The sequence below is a fragment of the uncultured Roseobacter sp. genome (genome assembly GCF_947495275.1).
Lineage (GTDB): Bacteria > Pseudomonadota > Alphaproteobacteria > Rhodobacterales > Rhodobacteraceae > Roseobacter.
Genome location: NZ_CANLYL010000002.1, coordinates 628,985 through 650,050 on the forward strand (window position 1 = coordinate 628,985; position 21,066 = coordinate 650,050).

Consider the following 21,066-nt stretch of genomic DNA (forward strand, 5'->3'; position numbering starts at 1 on the left):
CAGAATGACTGTCAGCTACAAAGCCCGTCGACGCCTTGCCCTGCTGATCCTGTTAGTTGGATTGCCTGCCTATATTGTCGCGTCGGTCACGGTCGTGAATTGGTTGGACCGGCCGTCGATCCTCGTCGAGCTCATTGTCTATGTTGCGCTGGGCATCATCTGGGCGCTGCCTTTCAAATTCATTTTTAAAGGGATCGGGCAATCTGATCCCGATAAAACGGACTAACAATTGACATGAAAAAGGCGGGCTTCGATGCCCGCCTGTTCAACCCGCTGCCGGGATATTAGCTCGCGGCGCGTTCATCGGGCCTAAAGCCAATTGCCTCGGATGCTGCAAAGCGGCCGCCCTTGATCTTTTCGATCTTGCCTGACCGCAGCAGCTGTCCAAAGGAACGAAGGCCATCTTCACGCGTGAATTCACCGCAATCTGCCTGGCGTACACGCGTCATCAATTGCGGGCGAGAAAACTGTTCCCGGCCTTCCACAAATGACAGGTATGCCGCGGCGGCCTCCAGCAATTCCGGCAACTTTGTCGCTCCGACTTCCTGCGCGAATTCGGCAAACCCGGTGTCGCCTTCCATATCGAGATCCGAATCGAGCGTCGCTTCAACTCTGCGCGGCATGACCGGACCATTGTCGCGGAGCGCTTCTGCATCGATGCGTTGTTCTGCAACGAGTTTCAGCGGCGCCGGGCGCGCATCGGACGGGCGCTCCGTGCGGCTGCCCGATGCAACCGGGCGCCGCGGCCGAACAACTTCAGCAAGATCGTTGCGATATTCCTTGGTTGTCTCTTCCTCTGTTTCTTGCCGGCCCATCGACTTGTCGGCAAATCGGGCGGCGACGGCTGCGCGCAGATGCGCAAACGCGCTGCGCCGTGTCGCACCCTCGGGTTCTTCCATTTGCTGATCCGCTTCGGCCATAAGGCGCGACAGATCTTCGCTGCTGCCCTCGTCAATGCTTGGCAGGTTATCGCGCGCCGTCGCATTTTCAGGCGTGTCTTCCTCCAAATCCCCAGTCACGGCGCTAAGTTCACGCTGCAGGTCCGCTTCCTCTTCCGGTGACAGGATCGCCTCATCTTCTGTATCAAACTCTTCAAGATCACCGGATTCGAGCGCGGCTTCGAGATCGGCGCGATTAACTTTCAGAACGCGGCCGTGAACCGTCTGCATCTCTTCGGTGTCTTCCGCATGGTCCTGTAAGCTTTGCGCGGCCTCTTCCACTGCCATGACATCTTCATCAAGCGTATCGGCGTCAAACAGGTTACCAACCTCTTCATCGATGTCAGCAGGCTCGTCATCCGCGTCCAGCAGGTTCTCGGAATCCACCTCTTCGGGCTCGTATGTGTTTGCCTCAATACGGCTCAGGATGTTGGAGAGCTCGTCTTCCTCGTCATCCGCGGCGTTCTCCGCCGCGGTCGCGATCTGGTCATCGACGTCCAGCGCCTCTTCGATTTCCTGAGCAGCGTCGCTAAGTGTGGTGTCGGTCGGCGTCTCTTCTGAATCGTGGTTCTCGGCGTATCCGATTGCCTCCTCGAAGGGCATATCCAGGAAATCAACGGCGGTGGTGTCTGCATCACCTGCTGCCTCATCCTCGTCATATTCTGCGCTCGCCGCGGTATCATCCTGCTGCGAAACCACTTCGCGAATGCGTTGAAGCTTGGCTGCGATGCTTTCTGCCGCCGCTTTGGGGGCATCTACGGGTTCAGCAAATGCAGGGGTCGCATCGAAGCTGTCCGGTACCTCAACAACATCCTCTTCGATCTCGGTCTCGACTTCTTCGAAGCTGGGGCTGTCGGCAAAAAATGCCTCAGCACTCAACGCCGTATCCTGAGCGACAACACCCTCAGCGGGATCGTCATGCGACACTTCATTGTCTTCGGCCCAATCTTCTTCGGCAACGGTTGGCGCCTCGGGTGAAATCGCCTCGTCTGCGGACAGGGTTTCATTTTCTTCCTGCTGTGAGCTTACGTCTTGCGTGTCATCTGCCACAGGCTCGGCCAGTTCGGCCTCTTCGGCAGACTCTGACGGTTCGGGCTGTTCTTCCTGAGCGACCGGTTCGTCGCTTTCAATCATGGGGTGCTGCTCTTGCGTCGGTTCGTCGGCCGGAGTTTCCGCCTCCAGCATTTCCTGGGTTTCGGGCTCCGCAGGACGCGCCTCTTCAGCGATCGTTTCCGCCGCCAGTTCATCTTCTTGCGTCTGCACTGGCTCAGATATCTGTTCTGGTTCCGGCTGCTCTGACGCGGCGGCCACCGCGGCAGTAGCAGCGGGCACGGGTTGTGGTTCCTGTGTCGGTTTGGTGTCCACGGCGACGGCTTCATCATGCGCTTTCAACATGATGCGGCCATCATGTTCACGCGCCTCAACCCGGCGGGCAACTTCCCGCTCGGCGATCCTTGCCAACATCTCAGCGTCTGGCTGAGGAGGCTCTGCACCAAAATACCTGTCGTCCGAAGCTAAATCGCGAAAATACTCTGCAATGGCTTTCATTGTGTCGAAAGAGTCGTCAAAACCCTCCAGAGTGCAGGAAAAGGTTCCATAGGAGACTGTCAGGATCTTGTTGTTATTCATCATCGGATGCTCGTCCTCTGCGTGATTTCAACAAACTGTTTACCATACGTGGAAAGTCCAAAGCGGCGCGAATCTGTGCTCATTACGGTATCATTTCATGGCAACAATGTGTTCTGTTTCCAAAAAGGACATTAAACTTAGGTGAATAATAAAATTATACACAAATTGGAGCCAGTTACTTTAGTTGGAGGTGGGGCCGTTGGAAAAGACGATTTGCAACTGGCTCTGGACATCGCACCGACATGCGTTGCAGCGGACAGCGGCGCAGATGTCGCCCTTGCGGCCGGGGTGGAGCTCTCTGCGGTAATCGGCGACATGGATTCGATTTCGGAAGCTGCGCGCAGGCGCATCCCATCTTCGAAGTTTCACCGGATACCCGAACAGATGAGCACGGATTTTGACAAGGCGCTTCGTCATATTGAAACGTCGCTGGTTCTGGCGGTGGGTTTCATGGGGCGCCGGGTTGACCATCAATTGGCGTCATTACACACACTAGTGATGCGGCCAGACAGGCCGTGTTTGATACTCAGCGACCGGGATGTGATCTTTTTGTGTCCACGGGTCTTTGAATTGGACGTATCGGCGGGAACACGGGTGTCCCTGTTTCCCATGGGTGAAGTTCACGGACGATCTGAGGGGCTGGAATGGCCGATAGACGGGCTGACATTTTCGCCAACCGGCACGTCAGGTACGTCCAACAGGGCGACTGGAGATTTGGTCCTGGAGGTCGATGCCCCGTCACTTCTATGTATTTTGCCGCGAGAGCTTATTCGGCCGGTTGCACAGAAACTCGTTGCGCTGCCAGAGCACGCGCGCTGGCCCGCTCGCGCAGAACGATATAAAGACCCGCCGCCATCGTTATGAAAATGCCAATCGAGGCAAGTGTGTTGGGCAAGTCTCCAAAAACGATGAAACCGATCACGGTGGCAAACGGAATCTCCAGATACTGCATCGGGGCCACCGTGGCGGAGGGCGCGTATCGCAATGACCACGTCATCAGCAGATGGGCGGCGGTGCCCAGAATCCCGATGCTGATCAACAGCGTCCAGTCAAAACTGCTGACCTGCACCAGTTGCAGTTGCCCGTAAGACGACCCCTGAAACAGAAACAGGATGGGCAGCATGACGATCACGGCCATTGTGCCGCTGATCGCCTGCAAACTGATGGGGTCGGTTTCCTTGGCGATCTGGCGCGTCACAAGCATGAACAACGCGAAGTTTGCCGCCACCGCCAGCGGCAGGAGGGCGGGCCAGCCCACGGCGGTAAAGCTGGGCTGAACAACAAAGAGCGTACCGATAAATCCGATGATGCAGGCGATCAACCGGCGCGGCCCGACTTCTTCGTGCAAAGCATATTTGCCGAGCAACAACATCATAAAGGGCATGACAAAGGCGATGGCGATGGCATCTGCCAGCGGCAGGAACTTCAACGCGGTTACCATCGCGCCAATGCCAAATATATGCAAAACCGTTCGAATCAGGGTCAGCGTGAAAACACGGCGTGACATGCGCCAGGCGCGGTGTGTGATCCAGACCATCGGGATCAGTATGACGGCCTGAATGGCGAATCGCACCAGAACCAATTGCCCGACGGGAACGGTCTCGCCCAGAATCTTGGCAATTGCGTCACCAACGGGTGCGATGACGCAAAATCCAAGCATCAGCATGATGCCAAGGAGGGGACGGTCTACGGCCATTGGCCGAACTTAAATGGGCCACTCAATCAATGCAAGAACAGCTTCGGAGAGGACTCAACTTTTAGCAGTTTGGCACATTTACGGCCAATCCCCCCAAAGAGGTCTCCTTGTATTTCTCTGACATATCGGCACCGGTCTGACGCATTGTCTCAATACAGGCGTCAAGTGGCACAAGATGTGTCCCGTCTCCGCGCAAGGCGAGCGAGGCTGCGGAAACCGCCTTGATTGCCCCCAGGCCGTTGCGTTCGATGCACGGCACCTGCACCAGTCCTTTGACCGGGTCACATGTCATGCCCAAATGGTGCTCCAGGGCGATCTCTGCCGCGTTTTCCACCTGCTCAGGCGTGCCACCCATCACCGCGCAAAGCCCGGCGGCGGACATGGCGGAGGCGGAGCCGACCTCGGCCTGACAGCCGGCTTCGGCACCGGATATGGAAGCATTGAATTTCACCAGTCCACCGATTGCGGCGGCCGTCAGCAGAAATTCTTCGACATGGGCCTCGGATGCACCAGGAACATGATCCAGATAGTAACGAAGGGTGGCGGGCAAAACACCCGCCGCGCCGTTTGTGGGCGCGGTTACAACCTGACCTCCGGCCGCATTTTCTTCGTTTACAGCCATCGCATAGACACTCATCCAATCGTTGATGGTGTGTGGCGCCGTCAGGTTCATTCCGCGCTCTTCCAATAGCTTGTCGTAGATGCCCTTGGCGCGGCGCTTGACGGATAGTCCGCCCGGGAGAATACCATCTGTGGTCAGTCCCCGGTTGATGCAATCATTCATAACCTGCCAAAGACGTTTGGTCCCGGACTTGAGGTTTTCCACACCACCGCGTGCGGCTTCATTCGACCGCTTCATTTCTGCAATGGAGCGCCCCGAAGCCGCCGACATTTCAAGCATTTGCGCAGCAGACTTAAAAGGAAAGGGAATGGGCGGGCCTTCTTCGGTGTCCTTGCCGTCGGCCAGCTCGGCCTCGGTCATCACAAAGCCCCCGCCAATGGAGTAATAGGTTTCACGCAGGGTTACGTCGCCTTGCGCATCCGTTGCCATCAGCATCATGCCGTTGGCATGGCCTTCCAACACGGTGTCAAAATCAAAGAGCAAGTCGCGATCAGGATCAAAGGACAGCTCGGGTAATCCCTCAGGACGAATTTTTCCGCTGGCCTTGATTTCGGCGAGCACTTTTTCCGCTTTTTCCGCGTCATAGGTATCGGGGACGAAACCGGCCAATCCGAGAATGGTCGCACGATCCGTCGCGTGGCCGACACCGGTAAATGCAAGCGAGCCATGCAGGGAAGCGCGCAGTCCATGAAATGCAAAGGGTGAGGCGCGCATCTCGTCAAGAAAGCGCGCGGCGGCAACCATCGGTCCCATTGTATGAGAGGACGACGGGCCAATGCCCACTTTGAACATGTCGAAAACAGAGAGGAACATCAGGTGGCACTTCCTTCAGGTGGACAAGGGGCGCGGGGCGCTGTGAATGGTCGGTGGCCCAACCCTTCGGCGGTCTGGGCGGTGACGACGCTTTTGCGTGTCTCAAGTCGTTCTGCCATGCGGTGTAATGCGGGCAGTGAGGAAAGGTCAAACCAGGTCTTGTCCGATGCGGCGGGATAAAGCTGAATCCAGCGTAACATCGGGGCCAGATAGAGATTTAGCAGAAGCGGCACATCGGTTTGACGCCAATGCGCGTCAAGCGTGCCGAGATGTCGCAAAATATCAGCGCGTGCATGGTTTTGCAAAAGCAACTGATGGTCAGGATTCGGGCCGATGTATTTTTCGGGGTAAAACAATGTCCTCAGCGCGGGGTGCAGCGTGTTTGATAAAAAGAACAGCCATTTTAGCAATTCGGCGCGATTTACTGCGTTTGCCGCCGGTGCCAAGCCGCCATGCTGATCGGCCAACCAGAGCAGGATGGCAGCGGTTTCGAATATCGGACCCTGCGGGGTTTCAAGAACGGGGATCAGGCCATTGGGATTCAAATCCAGATAGTCCGGTGATCGTTGAGCCTGAAGTCGGCGATCAACCAGTGCGGCGCGGTAATTCAGGCGCAATTCTTCCAAGGCAAGCCGAACACCCAAAGAGGCATTGTCGGGCGCATAGTGCAATATGTAACAGACATTGGTCATGTTGAGTGTGCTATGCTGATTCCCCGTGACATGTTGCGGGAAATGCGACGTTTTTATATGGGTTTTGCGCAGCAATCCGGTTCAGGCAGTGCACCCGCGGCTGTCAGGCTGCTTAGTTGAAGTGAAATCAGCCCTCGCACCCGCCTGCGAGGTTTCCTATAAGGCAGGCAAACGCTGTCCAAGGAACCTGCCGATGACCTCAGAACTTTCACCCATCGACAAAGCCAAGTTCGTCTCCGCCAAACGCGCGGCGCAATTTGTGGAAAGCGGCATGCGAGTTGGATTGGGGACAGGTTCTACAGCCGCATGGCTGGTGCGGTGTCTAGGCGAAATGGTTCGGGACAACGGGCTGCGTATCAAGGGGGTGCCGACGTCAACGCGCACGGCGACCCTGGCGCGGGAGGTTGGCATCGAAGTGGTCTCATTGGACGAAGCCAAATGGCTGGACATCACCATAGACGGCGCCGATGAATTCGACGGTCAGCTCAACCTGATCAAGGGTGGCGGCGGTGCATTGCTTCAGGAAAAGATCGTGGCGACCGCTTCTGACCAGATGATTGTGATTGCCGATGTCGGCAAGGAAGTTGAGACACTTGGTGCGTTCCCCTTGCCGGTGGAGGTGATCCCCTTCGGCTGGCAAACCACGCAGGCACTGGTTGAGGAAACGCTTGTTTCGATGGATGTGCTGGGCCGCGACAGTACCCTGCGCATGAACGGAGAGGTGCCTTTCATCACGGACGAGGGCAACCACATCATTGATCTGCACGTCAAACGTATCGGCAATGCCCGGCAACTGGCGCTGGTGCTGAACCAGATGCCGGGTGTGGTTGAAAACGGTCTCTTCATTGACATCTGCGACCGGGTTGTTGTGGGCTATGGCGACGGCAAGGTTGAAGTGCGTGACATCAGTGAAGGCACCATCGCAACCGAACGGCTGGACTTCGTCGAAAGCGATAATCTTTTTGCGGATTTGACAGACTGACGGAAACGCCACACGCCCCTCCGCGCGGAAGGTGGTAAATGCAATGCCCGCGCATATATAGACGACACAACTAATCTGAATACTTCGAAAGGCCGCCCCCATGAGTGATTTTGACTACGATCTCTTTGTGATTGGCGGCGGCTCCGGAGGAGTACGCGCCGCTCGCGTCGCAGCTGGTGAGGTCGGTGCGAAAGTCGGGCTTGCCGAAGATGATCGCTATGGCGGAACCTGCGTGATCCGCGGATGCGTGCCAAAGAAACTCATGGTTTTTGCAAGCGAATACGCAGATGTTGTCGAAGACGCGCAATCCTACGGGTGGAGCCTCAAACAAGGGCCATTTGACTGGCCGTCTTTCCGCAAACGCCTGGGTGATGAACTGGACCGGCTGGAACAGGTCTATCGCAACCTTCTCAAGGGCTCCGGGGTTGATACCTTCGATGCCCGCGCCTCGGTTTCCGGCCCACATGAAATCACCCTGTCGACCGGTGAAAAGAAAACCGCGAAACATATTCTCGTGGCGACCGGCGGGCACCCTGTGCGCCCGCAGATGCCGAATGCGCATCTGGGGATTGTCTCTGACGATATTTTCCACCTCGAGAAAATGCCGAAATCGCTGCTCATCGTGGGCGGCGGCTATATTGCTTGTGAGTTTGCCGGCATCATGAACGGTCTGGGCGTCAAGGTGACCCAATACTATCGTGGGGCACAGATTCTGCGGGGATTTGATGAAGAGGCACGCGGGTTGGTTGCCGAATCCATGCGCGAGCGCGGCATCAATCTGCATGTGGGCACCAATATTCTCGAAATGGCACCTGCCAGCGAGGACCGCAGTTCAGGCGAAACCGGCGCTATGGGCGGAACTGCCCAGGAACGCGTCGAAATGGCGCAGATGCGCAAGGGCGATGAGGCGGCGGATGGTCCGATCTGGGTCAAATCGACGACCGGGGCGGAAGGCGAGTTCGACATGGTGCTTTTCGCCACAGGCAGAGACCCGAATACCCACGACATGGGATTGGAAGAGGTGGGTGTGAAGCTCGGCCGCCGGGGCGAGATCGTGGTCGATGAATATAGCCAGACATCTGTGCCATCGATCTATGCGATCGGGGATGTGACCAACCGGGTGAACCTGACACCTGTGGCCATCCGCGAAGGCATGGCGTTTGTGGAGACCGTTTTCAAGGGTGTGCCGACGCCCGTGGATCACGATCTGATCCCGTCAGCAATCTTTACCCAACCGGAAATGGGGACTGTCGGCCTCAGCGAAGAGGATGCGCGCGACCGTGAACCGGTGGAGGTTTACTGCACGTCGTTCCGGCCGATGCAAACCGCCTTTGCCGGACGCCCTGATCGGGTATTGATGAAGCTGGTGGTTTCCACGGCGACACGAAAGGTCCTTGGATGTCATATCGTAGCACCCGGCGCGGGCGAGATGATACAGATGGCCGGCGTTGCGATCAAAATGGGCGCCACCAAGGAAGATTTCGATCGGACAGTTGCGGTCCATCCCACAATGTCCGAAGAGATGGTGACAATGCGAACACCGATGCGGACGGCTTGAATTCCGCGCAACCTAGCGTACCTATGACTGAAATTAATCGCATATCTGAGCGATTTAGGAGGGAAAGAGACTGAATGGCTGGCAATAATGGCGGCCCCTGGGGCGGCGGCGGCGGAGATTCCGATGACGACAGACCCGGCGGCGGAAACCGCGGCAATAATGGCGGAGGTCCTCGGGGCCCTCGCGGTGATGGGGGGCAAATCCCGGAAATTGACGAGCTGGTCAAGAAAGGTCAGGAGCGTCTGCGGGTCCTGATGGGCGGCAAGGGCGGAGGCCCCGGTGGCGGCGGTGGTCGCGGGGGAAATGGAAATGGCCCGGCCTTTACCCGTGGAACAATCGGGCTCGGTGTTCTGGGTGCACTCATCCTTTGGGGGATGGCGAGCTTTTATACCGTGGCACCGGAAGAGCAGTCGGTTGAGCTCTTTCTTGGCGAATACTATGCCACAGGAAACTCGGGTCTGAATTTTGCCCCATGGCCGCTGGTCACAGCCGAAGTCTTGCCGGTTACCCGAGAACAGACCGAAGATATCGGGGAGCGGACAGACAGCGGGTTGATGCTGACCACGGATGAAAACATCATCGACATCGATTTCCAGGTTGTCTGGAACATCAACGATCCCGCAAAATATCTATTCAATCTGGCAGAGGCGCGCGAGACCATTCGCGCGGTGTCGGAATCTGCGATGCGCGAAGTGATTGCACGCAACGAGCTGGCTCCGATTCTCAACCGGGACCGTCAGGTCATTGCCGATGAGGCGCAGCAACTCATTCAAGGCACACTCAATGCCTACGACAGCGGCGTGAACATCGTGCGGCTCAACCTCGACAAGGCGGACCCGCCGCGAGAGGTGATCGACAGTTTCCGCGAGGTCCAGGCGGCAGAGCAACAACGTGACCGGCTGGAACGTCAGGCCGATGCCTATGCCAACCAGGTGACAGCGGGTGCGCGCGGTGAAGCGGCAAGCCAGTTGGAACAGGCCGAAGCCTACCGGGCGCAACAGGTGAACGAGGCAACGGGTGAAGCCGCGCGGTTTACCTCCGTACTGGAAGAATATCTGAAGGCACCCGACGTTACGCGCAAGCGGCTTTACCTGGAAACGATGGAGAAAGTCTTCGGCGATGTGGACAAGATCATCCTGGAAAGCGATCTGGGTGGCTCGGGCGGACAAGGTGTCGTGCCTTACCTGCCTCTCAATGAATTGCGCCGCGGCGCTGCAGGAGGGTCAAACTGATGCGTGCTGGTAAATTCCTGATACCCATTGTCGTTGTTGCACTTGTCGGAGTTTTGAGCTCGGTCTTTATCGTGGACGAGCGGGAAAAAGCGCTTGTGCTACAATTTGGTCAGATCAAGTCGGTCAAGGAAAATCCGGGGTTAGCTTTTAAAATCCCGTTGATTCAAGAAGTCGTACGCTATGACGACCGTATTCTGTCGCTGGATACTGAAGTGACCGAAGTAACGCCATCCGACGACCGTCGTCTGGTTGTCGATGCCTTCGCGCGCTATCGTATCTCCGATGTAACCCAGTTCCGCCAGGCGGTTGGCGTTGGCGGATTGCGGGCTGCTGAAGACCGGCTCGAGGGTATCCTGAACCCAACCATCCGGGCCGTTCTGGGTTCTGATGGTGTGACGTCCAATACGATCCTTTCGGCGGATCGGGCTGAATTGATGGCACGGATCACGGCACAAGCGCGGCAGCGGGCTTTGCCTCTGGGTCTCGAAGTTGTGGACGTACGTCTTAAACAGACCAACCTGCCTGAACAAAACCTTGATGCGACGTTTGCGCGGATGCGGGCGGAACGCGAACGCGAGGCGGCTGATGAGATCGCGCGTGGTGAAGAGGCAGCACAACGTGTCCGCGCCCTGGCGGATCGTACGGTGGTGGAACTGACCTCTGATGCGACCCGGGAGGCGGATATCATTCGCGGGCAGGCCGATGCTGAGCGGAACGCGATTTTTGCGGAGGCCTTTGGCGCGGATCCGGAATTCTTCGAATTCTACCGGTCGCTGACGGCCTATGAACGCGCGCTGAAAGGCACCAACTCAACAATGGTCCTGTCGCCCGACTCGGAGTTCTTCAACTATCTTCGGTCGGACCAGGGTTCCCGTTCAGAAGAGGGCGAGCGGTGAGCACGCTGCTGCTGGCGCTTGGGCTGGTAATGATTGTGGAGGGGCTGGCCTATGCGCTGGCCCCTTCGCTTATTGAACGTATGCTGGAAGCTTTGCGGAGTTTGCCAGAGGCGGCCGTTCGCCAGATCGGGTTGCTGATCATCGTCACCGGATTGATCCTTGTCTGGTTCGCCTGGCGGCTTGGCGCCGGTTTTATGTGATGGCATTGCGACAAATGTTCACAAATTTACTAAAATAAGCCGCATCTTCACGGTTTGGTAACAGACTGTTGAAACTGTGGCAGAGTGATACATCTTTAATGTTGCACGGTGGCCACCCTAAATGCAGTCTGTGAGCAATCGCACCTCAGCCCTGCGTAGAACGGCCAGAAGGTCCATAAAACTCGACACCAGGAGACGACGCATGCAGCCCAAGGCAGTATCCATGTCAAAACAATTTTCCATCACCCTCCAGATGCGGTTGATGCTTTTGGCCCTGCTGACACTGGCGTTTTTGTTGGTTCAGCCCATAAGCGCACTCGCCCAACAATCCAGCCTCGCACCGCTCGCGGAGAAGATAAGCCCCTCGGTGGTCAATATCACCACGTCAACGGTTGTCGCCGGGCGCACGGGTCCACAGGGCATCGTTCCGGAGGGATCGCCCTTTGAAGATTTCTTCCGCGAATTTCAGGATCGTAACAACGGCGACGGGGATCGTCCGCGGCGGTCATCGGCCCTGGGCTCCGGCTTTGTGATCTCCGAAGATGGCTATGTGGTGACGAATAATCACGTGATCGATGGTGCGGATGAAATCCTGATAGAATTTTTCAATGGCGAAGAGCTGAAAGCCGAAGTGATCGGCACTGATCCCAACACCGATATAGCGCTGCTGAAGGTCGAAGCGGATGAACCGCTGCCCTTCGTCAAGTTTGCCGACAGTGATCTGTCTCGCGTTGGCGATTGGGTTGTCGCGATGGGCAACCCCCTTGGCCAGGGATTTTCGGTGAGCGCCGGGATCGTCTCTGCGCGCAATCGGGCACTCAGCGGCACATATGACGACTACATTCAGACCGATGCGGCGATCAACCGCGGCAATTCCGGCGGCCCGCTGTTTAACATGGACGGCGAAGTTATCGGCGTGAATACGGCTATTCTTTCCCCCAACGGCGGTTCCATCGGCATCGGTTTTTCGATGGCATCGAATGTTGTTACGAGGGTCGTTGATCAACTGAAGGAGTTCGGCGAAACCCGCCGTGGCTGGCTCGGTGTCCGCATCCAGGATGTGACCGAGGATGTTGCCGAAGCCATGGGGTTGGCATCGGCCTCTGGTGCGTTGGTAACGGACGTGCCCGAGGGGCCTGCGAAAGAGGCTGGAATGGAAGCCGGGGATGTGATCATCAGCTTTGCAGGCAAGGATGTTGCAGATACCCGTGGGCTTGTGCGTACCGTGGGCAACAGCCCGGTGGGCGAAACGGTCCGGGTGGTGGTGATGCGCGACGGTGCCTCCATGACACTCAAGGTCACATTGGGTCGCCGCGAAGAAGCTGAAGGCGCCGTGCCTGCAGTGGCAGCCGGTCCGGATGTGGAAAAAGATCCGGTCACAAAATCACTTCTCGGTCTGACGCTGACCGCGCTGACGGATGAGCTTCGTCAGGAACTTGGCGCGGATGCGGATATGCTGGGACTTGCTGTCATGGAAGTCGATGAAGCCTCTGAGGCCTTTGAGAAAGGCCTGCGGGCAGGCGACATCATCACCGAGGCCGGTCAGCAGAAGGTGACAAGCATTTCCGATCTTGAAAAGCGCGTAGAGGCCGCCAAGGAAGCTGGACGAAAATCACTCTTGCTGCTGGTGCGTCGCGCCGGTGATCCACGTTTCGTGGCGTTGTCATTGGCCGATTAAAAGGCAGACGATCTTGGCTAAGGGCGCTCTTTGGGGCGCCCTTGTCTGTTGTGGCAAGGATGTTGGGATCAGCCGGGCCCGCGCTGACGCCCGCGGGGAAGATCGAGACAGGTCGTGTCCCTGTTTCCATGACTCCCGGTGAAACTGCCTTGTGCCAAACAGCGCAGGGGTCGGCGGGATTGGGGCAGATCGTGCGTTGCGGTGGCAGGCATTATCGGTGCGCCTAAATTCGGAAAATCTTGAAAATCCGCAAGTCAGGAAGATTGTGCCTCGCAAAAGGGGCTGGTGCGTCTTATATCGCCTCGGTAGACAGGCTCAGACAGATCAGCAAGGGAACGACGAACGTGGCAAAGATCACCTATATCGAACACGGCGGCAAGGAACATATTGTCGATGTCGCAAATGGCCTTACCGTCATGGAAGGCGCGCGTGACAACAATATTCCGGGCATCGAAGCCGATTGCGGCGGGGCTTGCGCCTGTTCCACATGCCACGTCTATGTCGATCCATCCTGGACGGAGAAACTTCCCGCGAAAGAAGACATGGAAGAAGATATGTTGGATTTCGCATATGAACCTGACCCGGCCCGGTCCCGCCTGACCTGCCAGATCAAGGTAACGGAAGCGCTGGATGGTCTGATCGTTCAGATGCCGGAAAAACAAATTTGATGCTTAAGGGCGCGCGGCGTCTTCTGTCGCGCGATTGGCAGAGTTCGGCGCGCCGCGCACTTCTGGCCTTGTGCTTGTTGCGCGGGTCACTGGCGGCAGCCGAAACGATCGTTGACGCCGGTTATGCCATAGCCACAACCCGCTATCCTCATGGTGTTTTGGGGGACAACATTGAACACGCATCGTTGGTAATCACCCTGGGGTCAGGTCAGACACGTGAGTTTATCTTGCCGGATGACCTGGTTTTTGAAGATACCGAACCCCGGCTGGTTGATCTGGATGACGACGGCCTGCCCGAAGTGATTACCGTTGAGAGCAGCCAGACATTGGGTGCGCGATTGGCCGTTTATGGGTCCGCGGGTCGTATTGCCACGACACCTCATATCGGGACGCGGTTCCGCTGGCTTGCTCCTGTCGGAGCCTTTGATCTGGATGGCGACGGACATATGGAAATTGCCGTTGTCGACAGGCCACATCTGGCAAAAACGTTGAAAGTCTTTCGTTTTAAGGATGGCGGGCTCGTCCCTGTGGCGCAGATGCCCGGAGTAACCAACCACCGCATTGGCGAGCGCGATATTGCGGGCGGCATACGTGATTGCGATGGCAAACCTGAAATGATCCTGGCCTCGGCTGATTGGGCGCATCTGGTCGCGGTGACCTTTGAAAACGGTTCGCTGGTGCAAAGACAAATCGGCACGAAGACGCGCAGGGAAGCATTTGACCGGGCGCTAGACTGCGCACCCTGAAATCAATTGGTTAAAGCGCGCGCCAGCCGATATCTCGGCGGCAGAAACCTTCCGGCCAATCAATCTGATCCACCATCTGGTAGGCGTTGCGCTGTGCTTCTGTGAGCGAGCCGGCACGGGCTGTGACGGCCAGAACCCGCCCGCCCTGCGCGGTGAAGTTCCCCGCCGTCCGACCCGTGCCTGCATGAAATACCATGTGGCTGCTGTCTTCGGGCATTGCGTCCATTCCTGAGATGACAGATCCCTTTTCGTAAGCGCCCGGATATCCCTGCGCGGCCAGCACAACGGTCAGGGCGTGATCGGCAGCCCAGTTTACCTTCATTTCTCGCAGGCGACCTTCGGCGCAAGCATGCATCAGGTCCAATGCCTGCGCGCCAAGACGCATCATCAGCACCTGACATTCCGGATCGCCAAAACGGACATTATATTCCACCAGACGCGGTGCACCCTCTTCGATCATCAGGCCGACGAAAAGGACACCTTGGTAGGGCGTGCCCTGCTGCGCCATTTGCGCCATTGTCGGTTTGACGATGCGGTCCAGGGCCGCGTCTATCACCGCTTGCGTCATCACGGGAGCGGGCGAGTAAGCCCCCATGCCGCCGGTATTCGGGCCGATGTCGCCTTCGCCCACGCGTTTATGATCCTGCGCGGTGCCAATGGGTAGAACGGTTTCACCGTCACAGAGCACAAAAAAGGACGCTTCCTCGCCGATCATGAATTCTTCGATGACAACTTCTGCACCAGCCGCACCAAAGGCGCCGGAGAACATGTCATCTACCGCTGACAGAGCCTGCTCGATCGTTTCCGCGATAATGACACCCTTTCCGGCGGCAAGCCCGTCAGCCTTGATAACAATGGGTGCACCCTGCTGCTGGACATAATCCCTCGCCGAGGCCGCATCAGTAAAGTGACCGTAAGCTGCTGTGGGCGCACCCGCGGCGTCACATATCTGTTTGGTGAAAGCCTTTGAGGCTTCGAGTTGCGCGGCCGCAGCGCTTGGCCCGAAGACAAGAATACCAGCCGCGCGCAAACGATCCGACACACCGGACGCCAGCGGTGCTTCGGGCCCGATGATCACGAAATCAATGGCGTTTTCTTCGGCAAATGTGACCACCGCTCCGCCGTCCTCGATGTTGAGGCTGGCGCAATCCGCAATCTCCGCAATCCCGGCATTGCCCGGTGCGACAATCAACCGGTCACATTTGGGGTTCTGCAAGGCCGCCCATGCAAGGCTGTGTTCACGTCCGCCGCTGCCAAGGATGAGAATGTTCATGGTTGTGCTCCTGATCTGCTTGGCCTTGCGCTCGCCGCGTTCTAAGCTGGCACCCGCCGCGACACAACACCAGAGGCCCCATGGACCTGATCGATTCTCCAGAAGAAGGGCTCAACAGCCCCGAATTTACCGTTACCGAACTCTCGGGCGCGATCAAACGGGTGATCGAGGGCGAGTTTGGTCATGTCCGGATCAAAGGAGAGGTGGGGCGCGTATCACGCCCGCGATCCGGTCACATCTACCTCGATCTCAAGGACGACCGCGCGGTCATTTCAGGTGTGATCTGGAAAGGTGTCGCCGCGCGTCTGCAAACCCAGCCTGAGGAAGGCATGGAGGTGGTCGCCACGGGGCGCGTGACCACCTTTGGCGGGCAGTCGAAATATCAGATCGTCATTGATGATATAAAACCCGCCGGGTTGGGCGCGTTGATGGCGCTTTTGGAAAAACGCAAGAAGATGCTGGAGGCAGAGGGGTTATTTGATCCTGCGCGCAAACGGCCGTTGCCCTATCTGCCGGACGTGATCGGCGTTGTGACCTCACCGTCGGGAGCCGTGATCCGCGATATCCTACACCGTTTGCGGGACCGCTTTCCGCGTAAGGTTCTGATCTGGCCTGTGGCCGTTCAGGGGGAGAAATGCGCGCCGGAAGTGACGCGCGCCATCGAAGGGTTCAATGCAATGACGCCGGGAGGTGCTTTGCCGCGACCGGATCTGCTGATCGTGGCCCGCGGTGGCGGATCGGTTGAGGACCTGTGGGGCTTTAATGAGGAAAGCGTGGCACGGGCGGCTGCGGCCTCGGAGATTCCCCTTATCTCTGCGGTTGGGCATGAGACGGACACAACCCTGATTGATTTTGTCTCCGACAAACGTGCGCCCACACCAACGGCAGCGGCAGAGTTGGCGGTGCCTGTGCGGCACGAGCTGATGGCCTGGCTGGACGGTCAGGATGCCCGCATGCGGCAGGCCCTAAGCCATGGCCTGACCCGCCGCGACCAGCGATTGCGGGATGTTGCGCGGGCGCTGCCACGGGCGGAAACGCTTCTCGACGGGCCACGTCAAAAGCTGGATTTGATGAGCGCGCGGTTGGGTCCGGCGTTGATCGGTGGTGTGCAACGTCGCAAGGTGAAGCTGGCAGATATGAGCGGCAGCCTGCGGCCTTCGACATTGCGCCGGACAGTGCAGATTGAAGCGCGGCGCCTGCGTGACGTTGCCGCCCGCTTGAGCCCTGCGCTGTTACGGAGCTTTGCGGTCAAAGAAGATCGGATGACCGCGCTGTCGCGGCGATTCCGGCCTGCTGCGTTGCAGCAGGACAGAGATCGCAAGACGCGGGAGTTCGGGGCCTTGTGCAAGCGCCTGTCGGATACCGGAAAACGCGATCTCGCGCGTTGGAAAGGGCGCATTGATACATTGGAGCGTCTGCGGCTGACGCTCGGCTATGAAGCAACGCTTGAGAGAGGTTTTGCCGTTGTGCGAAACGGCGATGACATCGTGACGGATTGCAAGACGGCGAAATCGGCGGACACGCTTGAGATTCAATTCGCAGATGGGCGCGTCAGGGTTGGTGGAAAACCCGTGACGCGAAATCACCCGACTGCGCCGTCCGGGCAAGGCTCGCTGTTCTAGACGGGCGTCATACGCCGGTGTTGGGGGCAAGGCAGATCATTTCTGCGCCCACGTCATCGGCCTCGTAAAGCTCGGTTGCGCCGGGTGTGTTCTGGAAACGTGCGGTCAGGCCGGTGCCATTGTCATGGAAAGTCCAGCACTGCGGGTTCGGGTTGTCTTCGTAGACAAAGCAGATTTGGTCCGCGCTCTCGTACCATTCGCCTTCCTTGCACTCTCCGTCCAGAAACGACCACCTCACACGCCTGTTGTCCATATAGACCTCGGCCCCGTAGGGTGCGCCATTTTGGCCGTAATAAAGGGTTTTTCCGCGCGTGTAGCTGTCAAACTCCTGTGCGGTCATGGCGTCCCTGGCCAGCGTCGGCGTGGCGGTCATAAAGGCTGCCGCCGCAAGAAGTGACATGTATTGAGCTACAGGTTTCATGAGATCATTGTGACAGAACGTTGGCAGTGCCGCCAGTGTCCGGCGCGGGCGGCGGCATGACGTTGCCGTGATCCCCTTGTGGACAGTAGTGCTGTACCCTCGGATCCATGATCTGCCGCCACAAGGGCGGGATCAAAGCGATCGCACCCATGACCGGGACCGAGCGCGGCAGGGTCGGCATCGTCGTTGTATCATGGTGTAATTCCGAAAACGGCCGGCCGGGATTGACGTGGTGATCTGAGTGCAACGGCGCGTTCAGCATCAAGGCGGCGGAATATGCCTGTGGCGCATTCCAACTGTGTTGCGGTCCCATACGTTCAAGGTTGCGATCTTTCGAGAGCCGCCGTCTCAGGCCGTAATGTTGCAGATAGTCTGACAGCATCAGCTGCATCTGGGCATGAAGCGACAATGAGATCAGAACCAAAACACCCAGGCTTCCTGAGAGCAAAAAGGCAATACCGATAGAGGTGAACGCGCCTACGATATAAATCAGGTAGGGGTGCGTTCTCCTGTTTTCATGCCCTTGACGGCGTTTGTTTTCAGCTTTCAGGCCCGATGTGAACTCACCCACAAGCACGCGCAGAAAGTAGCGCCAGAAACCTTCCCCTAGTGGGGCGGAATTGGGGTCTTTGGCGGTCCCTGCGTGGACGTGGTGCACCAGAAGATGTGAGGATACATGCTGACCATTGAGTATCGAGCAATAGATCGCCGTCCCCAACAAGCGGCTGAGGCGATCACGCCGATGAATGAGTTCATGCGCACAGGCGTTTGAGACCTGTCCGATGAAGAGCCCGGCACCAAGCAGAAGTGCTATGATCTGCCCCGGTGCGCCACCTTCGGCTCTTCCAATGCTCCAGACTGTCAACGGCAGGATCAGAAAATGAGCCAACGTGATCATGCGCGGCAGCCAGTTCTCTTGCCGTGTCGTTGCGATAGCTGCAATGGCGCTGCGGTCCATGGCCAGCACCAGAACGGTGATGCTGAGAAGGGCCAAGTAGCTCCAGACGCCTCCGACCAGCGCTGCAAAAGACAGGCATATCGCCGGGGTCAGGCTTGCGGAGGCGAAGAGGAGGGAGGCGAGGCGTGCGTTCATGATCCTGATTTTATATCTTTTTTCGAGCGAGCTCCAACCCACTGCAAAGGCTGCTCTGAGTGCCGGAAGTTTCTGATCAGACATAGAGTGTCGTTTCTGGCCCTACCGGGCGGCGGGTTTGACGGTATCTTGCGCGGAACCGGGCTGATAATGTCCGCGACATGTAAAGACTGGCTTAAGACCCTGTGCCTGAAGCACAGGCACGGAGAACAAAGAATGGCACTGGATACGTCCGACAAAAACCCCCGCAAGGGGGTCTGGAAATCAGGCAAAGGCAAAGGGCGTCACCACACGAAGGGCCGGCAACTGCAGGATGATGCCTGGGATGACGTGAAATCACTTCTGGGAAATGCGCCGCGCCGTGCCGATTTGCTGATCGAACATCTGCACAAGATCCAGGATCACTTTGGCCATTTGTCCGCCGCCCATTTGCGCGCGCTTGCCGAAGAAATGCGCATGTCGATGGCAGAAATCTATGAGGTTGCAACCTTCTACGCGCATTTCGATGTGGTCAAAGAGGGGGAGACACCGCCGCCTGCGCTGACCATTCGGGTTTGCGATTCGCTGTCGTGTGAACTGGCAGGCGCGCAGGCGTTGAAAACCGCGCTTGAGGATGGGCTTGACCCGGCTGAGGTCCGTGTTTTGCGCGCACCCTGCATGGGCCGCTGCGACACGGCCCCCGTATTGGAACTTGGTCACGCTCATATCGACCATGCGACACCTGAAAAGGTCAATGCGGCGATTGCGGCAAAGGAGACCCATGCGCATATCCCCGACTATCAGGATTATGCCGCCTATGTTGCTGAAGGTGGCTATGCGGTGCTGAAATCCCTTCGGGACGGCGGCAACTGGGAAGCGGTTCAGGACAAGGTGCTGGCCTCTGGTTTGCGCGGCCTGGGCGGGGCGGGGTTCCCGTCGGGCAAGAAATGGGGATTCGTACGCGCCAACGATGGTCCGCGTTATCTGGCCGTCAATGGTGACGAAGGCGAACCGGGCACCTTCAAGGACCGTTATTATCTGGAACGGGTGCCGCATCTCTTCCTTGAAGGCATGTTGATCGCTGCCTGGGCCGTCGAGGCGGAAACAGCCTTCATCTACATGCGTGATGAATACCCGGCGGTGCTGGAAATCCTGCGCCGCGAGATCAAGGCGCTGGAAGATGCAGGCATCGTTGACGCAGGCTTTATCGATCTGCGCCGTGGCGCCGGGGCCTACATCTGTGGTGAAGAATCCGCGATGATCGAAAGCATTGAAGGCAAGCGCGGCATGCCCCGGCACCGCCCGCCTTTCGTGGCGCAGGTAGGTATCTTTGGTCGGCCGACGCTGGTGCATAATGTCGAGACATTGCATTGGGTGGCGCGCGTCTGCCGCGAAGGGCCGGAGGTGTTGTCCTCGACGGAATTGAATGGCCGCAAGGGCCTGCGCAGCTATTCGGTCTCGGGGCGCGTGGCGGCCCCCGGCGTCTATTTGTTGCCCGCAGGTTCAACGATCACCGACATCATCGAGGCAGCGGGTGGCATGGCCGAAGGTCATGTTTTCAAGGCCTATCAGCCGGGCGGGCCGTCCTCGGGATTGCTGCCTGCGTCGATCCACGACGTGCCGCTGGATTTTGACACATTACAACCCTTGGGGTCGTTCATTGGGTCTGCTGCAGTTGTGGTCCTGTCCGATCAGGATTCGGCAAAGGCGGCGGCGCTGAACATGTTGCGCTTTTTTGAGGACGAAAGCTGCGGGCAATGTACGCCCTGCCGGGTTGGCTGTGAAAAAGCGGTGAAGTTGATGCAGAAAGACACCTGGGACCAAGGCCTGCTGGAAGAACTCAGCACCGCGATGGTCGATGCTTCCATCTGCGGGTTAGGGCAGGCGGCCCCGAACCCGATCCGATTGGTGATGAAGCATTTCCCGGACGAAATCTGACATCGGGCACAATCAGGCTGCGGCCCTTTTCCTTCTGACAAAATCCCCTTAGATGGGTGCGATGTGAGAAGTGGGGCCGCAGATGGCGTTTTTCAAAAAACTCAAGGACAGGTTGTTCAAATCCTCCTCCTGGATTGACGAGGGTCTGGAGGCGATTGTCGAAGAGGGCGGCGTCGCGGAAACGGTCGCCCCGCCCCCGGTTGCTGACGCGCCGACCGGTGGATCGGGCGTGTCACTTGATACAGTTGAGCCGGAAATTGATGGACCCGGGGGGCTTGACGCTTCGACAGATGTCGTGTCGGCCTCTCCAGAGCCAGAGCCAGAGCCAGAGCCAGAGCCAGAGCCAGAGCCAGAGCCAGAGCCAGAGCCAGAGCCAGAGCCAGAGCCAGA

19 protein-coding genes and 1 pseudogene are annotated in these 21,066 nt (G+C 58.0%); 13 read left to right on the forward strand and 7 right to left on the reverse strand.

Features of this window, described 5'->3' with window-relative positions:
- Positions 1-4: 4 nt before the first annotated feature.
- Positions 5-226 carry a DUF2842 domain-containing protein gene (locus Q0802_RS06405; protein WP_298915214.1) on the forward strand — a complete coding sequence of 74 codons (222 nt, stop codon included), beginning with the start codon at positions 5-7 and terminating at the stop codon, positions 224-226.
- A 58-nt stretch (positions 227-284) separates the two neighbouring features.
- Here Q0802_RS06405 and Q0802_RS06410 read toward each other — a convergent pair whose 3' ends face one another.
- Positions 285-2,570 (reverse strand): hypothetical protein, encoded by a 2,286-nt coding sequence (locus tag Q0802_RS06410; RefSeq protein WP_298915217.1) that lies wholly within the window; start codon positions 2,568-2,570, stop codon positions 285-287.
- Between the two features lie 138 nt (positions 2,571-2,708).
- Between Q0802_RS06410 and Q0802_RS06415 the strand changes: the two genes are divergently transcribed.
- Positions 2,709-3,431: a thiamine diphosphokinase gene (locus Q0802_RS06415; RefSeq protein WP_298915220.1), complete on the forward strand. Its 723-nt coding sequence runs from the start codon at positions 2,709-2,711 to the stop codon at positions 3,429-3,431.
- On the opposite strand, the gene Q0802_RS06420 is transcribed toward Q0802_RS06415, so the two are convergent.
- The 3 genes from Q0802_RS06420 to Q0802_RS06430 all read right to left on the reverse strand — a co-directional run bounded on the left by Q0802_RS06420 (position 3,334) and on the right by Q0802_RS06430 (position 6,390).
- Entirely contained in the window at positions 3,334-4,263 is a 930-nt protein-coding gene (locus Q0802_RS06420; RefSeq protein ID WP_298915222.1) for a DMT family transporter, read from the reverse strand. The genes Q0802_RS06415 and Q0802_RS06420 overlap by 98 nt on opposite strands.
- 61 nt (positions 4,264-4,324) lie before the next feature.
- Positions 4,325-5,698: an L-serine ammonia-lyase gene (locus Q0802_RS06425; RefSeq protein WP_298915224.1), complete on the reverse strand. Its 1,374-nt coding sequence runs from the start codon at positions 5,696-5,698 to the stop codon at positions 4,325-4,327.
- Entirely contained in the window at positions 5,698-6,390 is a 693-nt protein-coding gene (locus Q0802_RS06430; RefSeq protein WP_298915226.1) for a glutathione S-transferase family protein, read from the reverse strand. The genes Q0802_RS06425 and Q0802_RS06430 overlap by 1 nt, the downstream gene beginning before the upstream one ends.
- A 193-nt stretch (positions 6,391-6,583) precedes the next feature.
- Between Q0802_RS06430 and rpiA the strand changes: the two genes are divergently transcribed.
- The 8 genes from rpiA (at position 6,584) to Q0802_RS06470 (ending at position 14,350) form a co-directional block, all read left to right on the forward strand.
- Positions 6,584-7,372, forward strand: a complete 789-nt coding sequence (gene rpiA / locus Q0802_RS06435) for a ribose-5-phosphate isomerase RpiA (RefSeq protein ID WP_298915228.1) — start codon at positions 6,584-6,586, stop codon at positions 7,370-7,372.
- A gap of 100 nt (positions 7,373-7,472) precedes the next feature.
- On the forward strand, positions 7,473-8,930 hold the full coding sequence (locus tag Q0802_RS06440; RefSeq protein ID WP_298915230.1) for an FAD-dependent oxidoreductase: 1,458 nt from the start codon (positions 7,473-7,475) through the stop codon (positions 8,928-8,930).
- A 74-nt stretch (positions 8,931-9,004) separates the two neighbouring features.
- Positions 9,005-10,162: an FtsH protease activity modulator HflK gene (gene hflK / locus Q0802_RS06445; RefSeq protein WP_298915232.1), complete on the forward strand. Its 1,158-nt coding sequence runs from the start codon at positions 9,005-9,007 to the stop codon at positions 10,160-10,162.
- A complete protein-coding gene (locus tag Q0802_RS06450; RefSeq protein ID WP_298915234.1) occupies positions 10,162-11,058 on the forward strand; it encodes a protease modulator HflC in 897 nt (298 codons plus the stop codon). The genes hflK and Q0802_RS06450 overlap by 1 nt, the downstream gene beginning before the upstream one ends.
- Positions 11,055-11,258 (forward strand): DUF2065 domain-containing protein, encoded by a 204-nt coding sequence (locus tag Q0802_RS06455; RefSeq protein WP_298915235.1) that lies wholly within the window; start codon positions 11,055-11,057, stop codon positions 11,256-11,258. Before Q0802_RS06450 ends, Q0802_RS06455 begins: the two co-directional genes overlap by 4 nt.
- Positions 11,259-11,460: 202 nt before the next feature.
- The gene (locus Q0802_RS06460) at positions 11,461-12,936 is read left to right on the forward strand and encodes a Do family serine endopeptidase (RefSeq protein WP_298915237.1); all 1,476 of its coding nucleotides are present in this window, start codon (positions 11,461-11,463) and stop codon (positions 12,934-12,936) included.
- Positions 12,937-13,280: 344 nt separating this feature from the next.
- The gene (locus tag Q0802_RS06465; protein ID WP_298915238.1) at positions 13,281-13,604 is read left to right on the forward strand and encodes a 2Fe-2S iron-sulfur cluster-binding protein; all 324 of its coding nucleotides are present in this window, start codon (positions 13,281-13,283) and stop codon (positions 13,602-13,604) included.
- A complete protein-coding gene (locus Q0802_RS06470) occupies positions 13,604-14,350 on the forward strand; it encodes a VCBS repeat-containing protein (RefSeq protein WP_298915239.1) in 747 nt (248 codons plus the stop codon). Before Q0802_RS06465 ends, Q0802_RS06470 begins: the two co-directional genes overlap by 1 nt.
- Positions 14,351-14,360: 10 nt before the next feature.
- On the opposite strand, the gene purD is transcribed toward Q0802_RS06470, so the two are convergent.
- Positions 14,361-15,623, reverse strand: coding sequence for a phosphoribosylamine--glycine ligase (gene purD / locus Q0802_RS06475; RefSeq protein WP_298915241.1), 1,263 nt, complete (start codon positions 15,621-15,623; stop codon positions 14,361-14,363).
- An 80-nt stretch (positions 15,624-15,703) separates the two neighbouring features.
- On the opposite strand from purD, the gene xseA reads away from it, so the two are divergent.
- Entirely contained in the window at positions 15,704-17,245 is a 1,542-nt protein-coding gene (gene xseA / locus Q0802_RS06480) for an exodeoxyribonuclease VII large subunit (RefSeq protein WP_298915243.1), read from the forward strand.
- Positions 17,246-17,252: 7 nt separating this feature from the next.
- On the opposite strand, the gene Q0802_RS06485 is transcribed toward xseA, so the two are convergent.
- Together Q0802_RS06485 and Q0802_RS06490 are read right to left on the reverse strand one after the other, a co-directional pair.
- Positions 17,253-17,618 (reverse strand): hypothetical protein, encoded by a 366-nt coding sequence (locus Q0802_RS06485; protein ID WP_298915295.1) that lies wholly within the window; start codon positions 17,616-17,618, stop codon positions 17,253-17,255.
- A 52-nt stretch (positions 17,619-17,670) separates the two neighbouring features.
- Positions 17,671-18,759, reverse strand: coding sequence for an alkane 1-monooxygenase (locus Q0802_RS06490; RefSeq protein WP_298915245.1), 1,089 nt, complete (start codon positions 18,757-18,759; stop codon positions 17,671-17,673).
- Between the two features lie 216 nt (positions 18,760-18,975).
- Here Q0802_RS06490 and Q0802_RS06495 point away from each other — a divergent pair, with 216 nt between their 5' ends.
- Positions 18,976-20,676, forward strand: a complete 1,701-nt coding sequence (locus Q0802_RS06495) for an NAD(P)H-dependent oxidoreductase subunit E (protein WP_298915248.1) — start codon at positions 18,976-18,978, stop codon at positions 20,674-20,676.
- Between the two features lie 82 nt (positions 20,677-20,758).
- Positions 20,759-21,066 (forward strand): annotated as a pseudogene (locus Q0802_RS06500) (signal recognition particle-docking protein FtsY); the annotation flags it as partial.

Coding starts and splice junctions, on each gene's coding strand:
- Q0802_RS06450 (WP_298915234.1), top strand. CDS start 10,162: ATGCGTGCTGGTAAATTCCTGATACCCATTGTCGTTGTTGCACTTGTC.
- Q0802_RS06425 (WP_298915224.1), bottom strand. CDS start 5,698: ATGTTCCTCTCTGTTTTCGACATGTTCAAAGTGGGCATTGGCCCGTCG.
- purD (WP_298915241.1), bottom strand. CDS start 15,623: ATGAACATTCTCATCCTTGGCAGCGGCGGACGTGAACACAGCCTTGCA.
- Q0802_RS06460 (WP_298915237.1), top strand. CDS start 11,461: ATGCAGCCCAAGGCAGTATCCATGTCAAAACAATTTTCCATCACCCTC.
- rpiA (WP_298915228.1), top strand. CDS start 6,584: ATGACCTCAGAACTTTCACCCATCGACAAAGCCAAGTTCGTCTCCGCC.
- Q0802_RS06490 (WP_298915245.1), bottom strand. CDS start 18,759: ATGAACGCACGCCTCGCCTCCCTCCTCTTCGCCTCCGCAAGCCTGACC.
- xseA (WP_298915243.1), top strand. CDS start 15,704: ATGGACCTGATCGATTCTCCAGAAGAAGGGCTCAACAGCCCCGAATTT.
- hflK (WP_298915232.1), top strand. CDS start 9,005: ATGGCTGGCAATAATGGCGGCCCCTGGGGCGGCGGCGGCGGAGATTCC.
- Q0802_RS06420 (WP_298915222.1), bottom strand. CDS start 4,263: ATGGCCGTAGACCGTCCCCTCCTTGGCATCATGCTGATGCTTGGATTT.
- Q0802_RS06470 (WP_298915239.1), top strand. CDS start 13,604: ATGCTTAAGGGCGCGCGGCGTCTTCTGTCGCGCGATTGGCAGAGTTCG.
- Q0802_RS06440 (WP_298915230.1), top strand. CDS start 7,473: ATGAGTGATTTTGACTACGATCTCTTTGTGATTGGCGGCGGCTCCGGA.
- Q0802_RS06405 (WP_298915214.1), top strand. CDS start 5: ATGACTGTCAGCTACAAAGCCCGTCGACGCCTTGCCCTGCTGATCCTG.
- Q0802_RS06430 (WP_298915226.1), bottom strand. CDS start 6,390: ATGACCAATGTCTGTTACATATTGCACTATGCGCCCGACAATGCCTCT.
- Q0802_RS06410 (WP_298915217.1), bottom strand. CDS start 2,570: ATGATGAATAACAACAAGATCCTGACAGTCTCCTATGGAACCTTTTCC.
- Q0802_RS06485 (WP_298915295.1), bottom strand. CDS start 17,618: ATGACCGCCACGCCGACGCTGGCCAGGGACGCCATGACCGCACAGGAG.
- Q0802_RS06495 (WP_298915248.1), top strand. CDS start 18,976: ATGGCACTGGATACGTCCGACAAAAACCCCCGCAAGGGGGTCTGGAAA.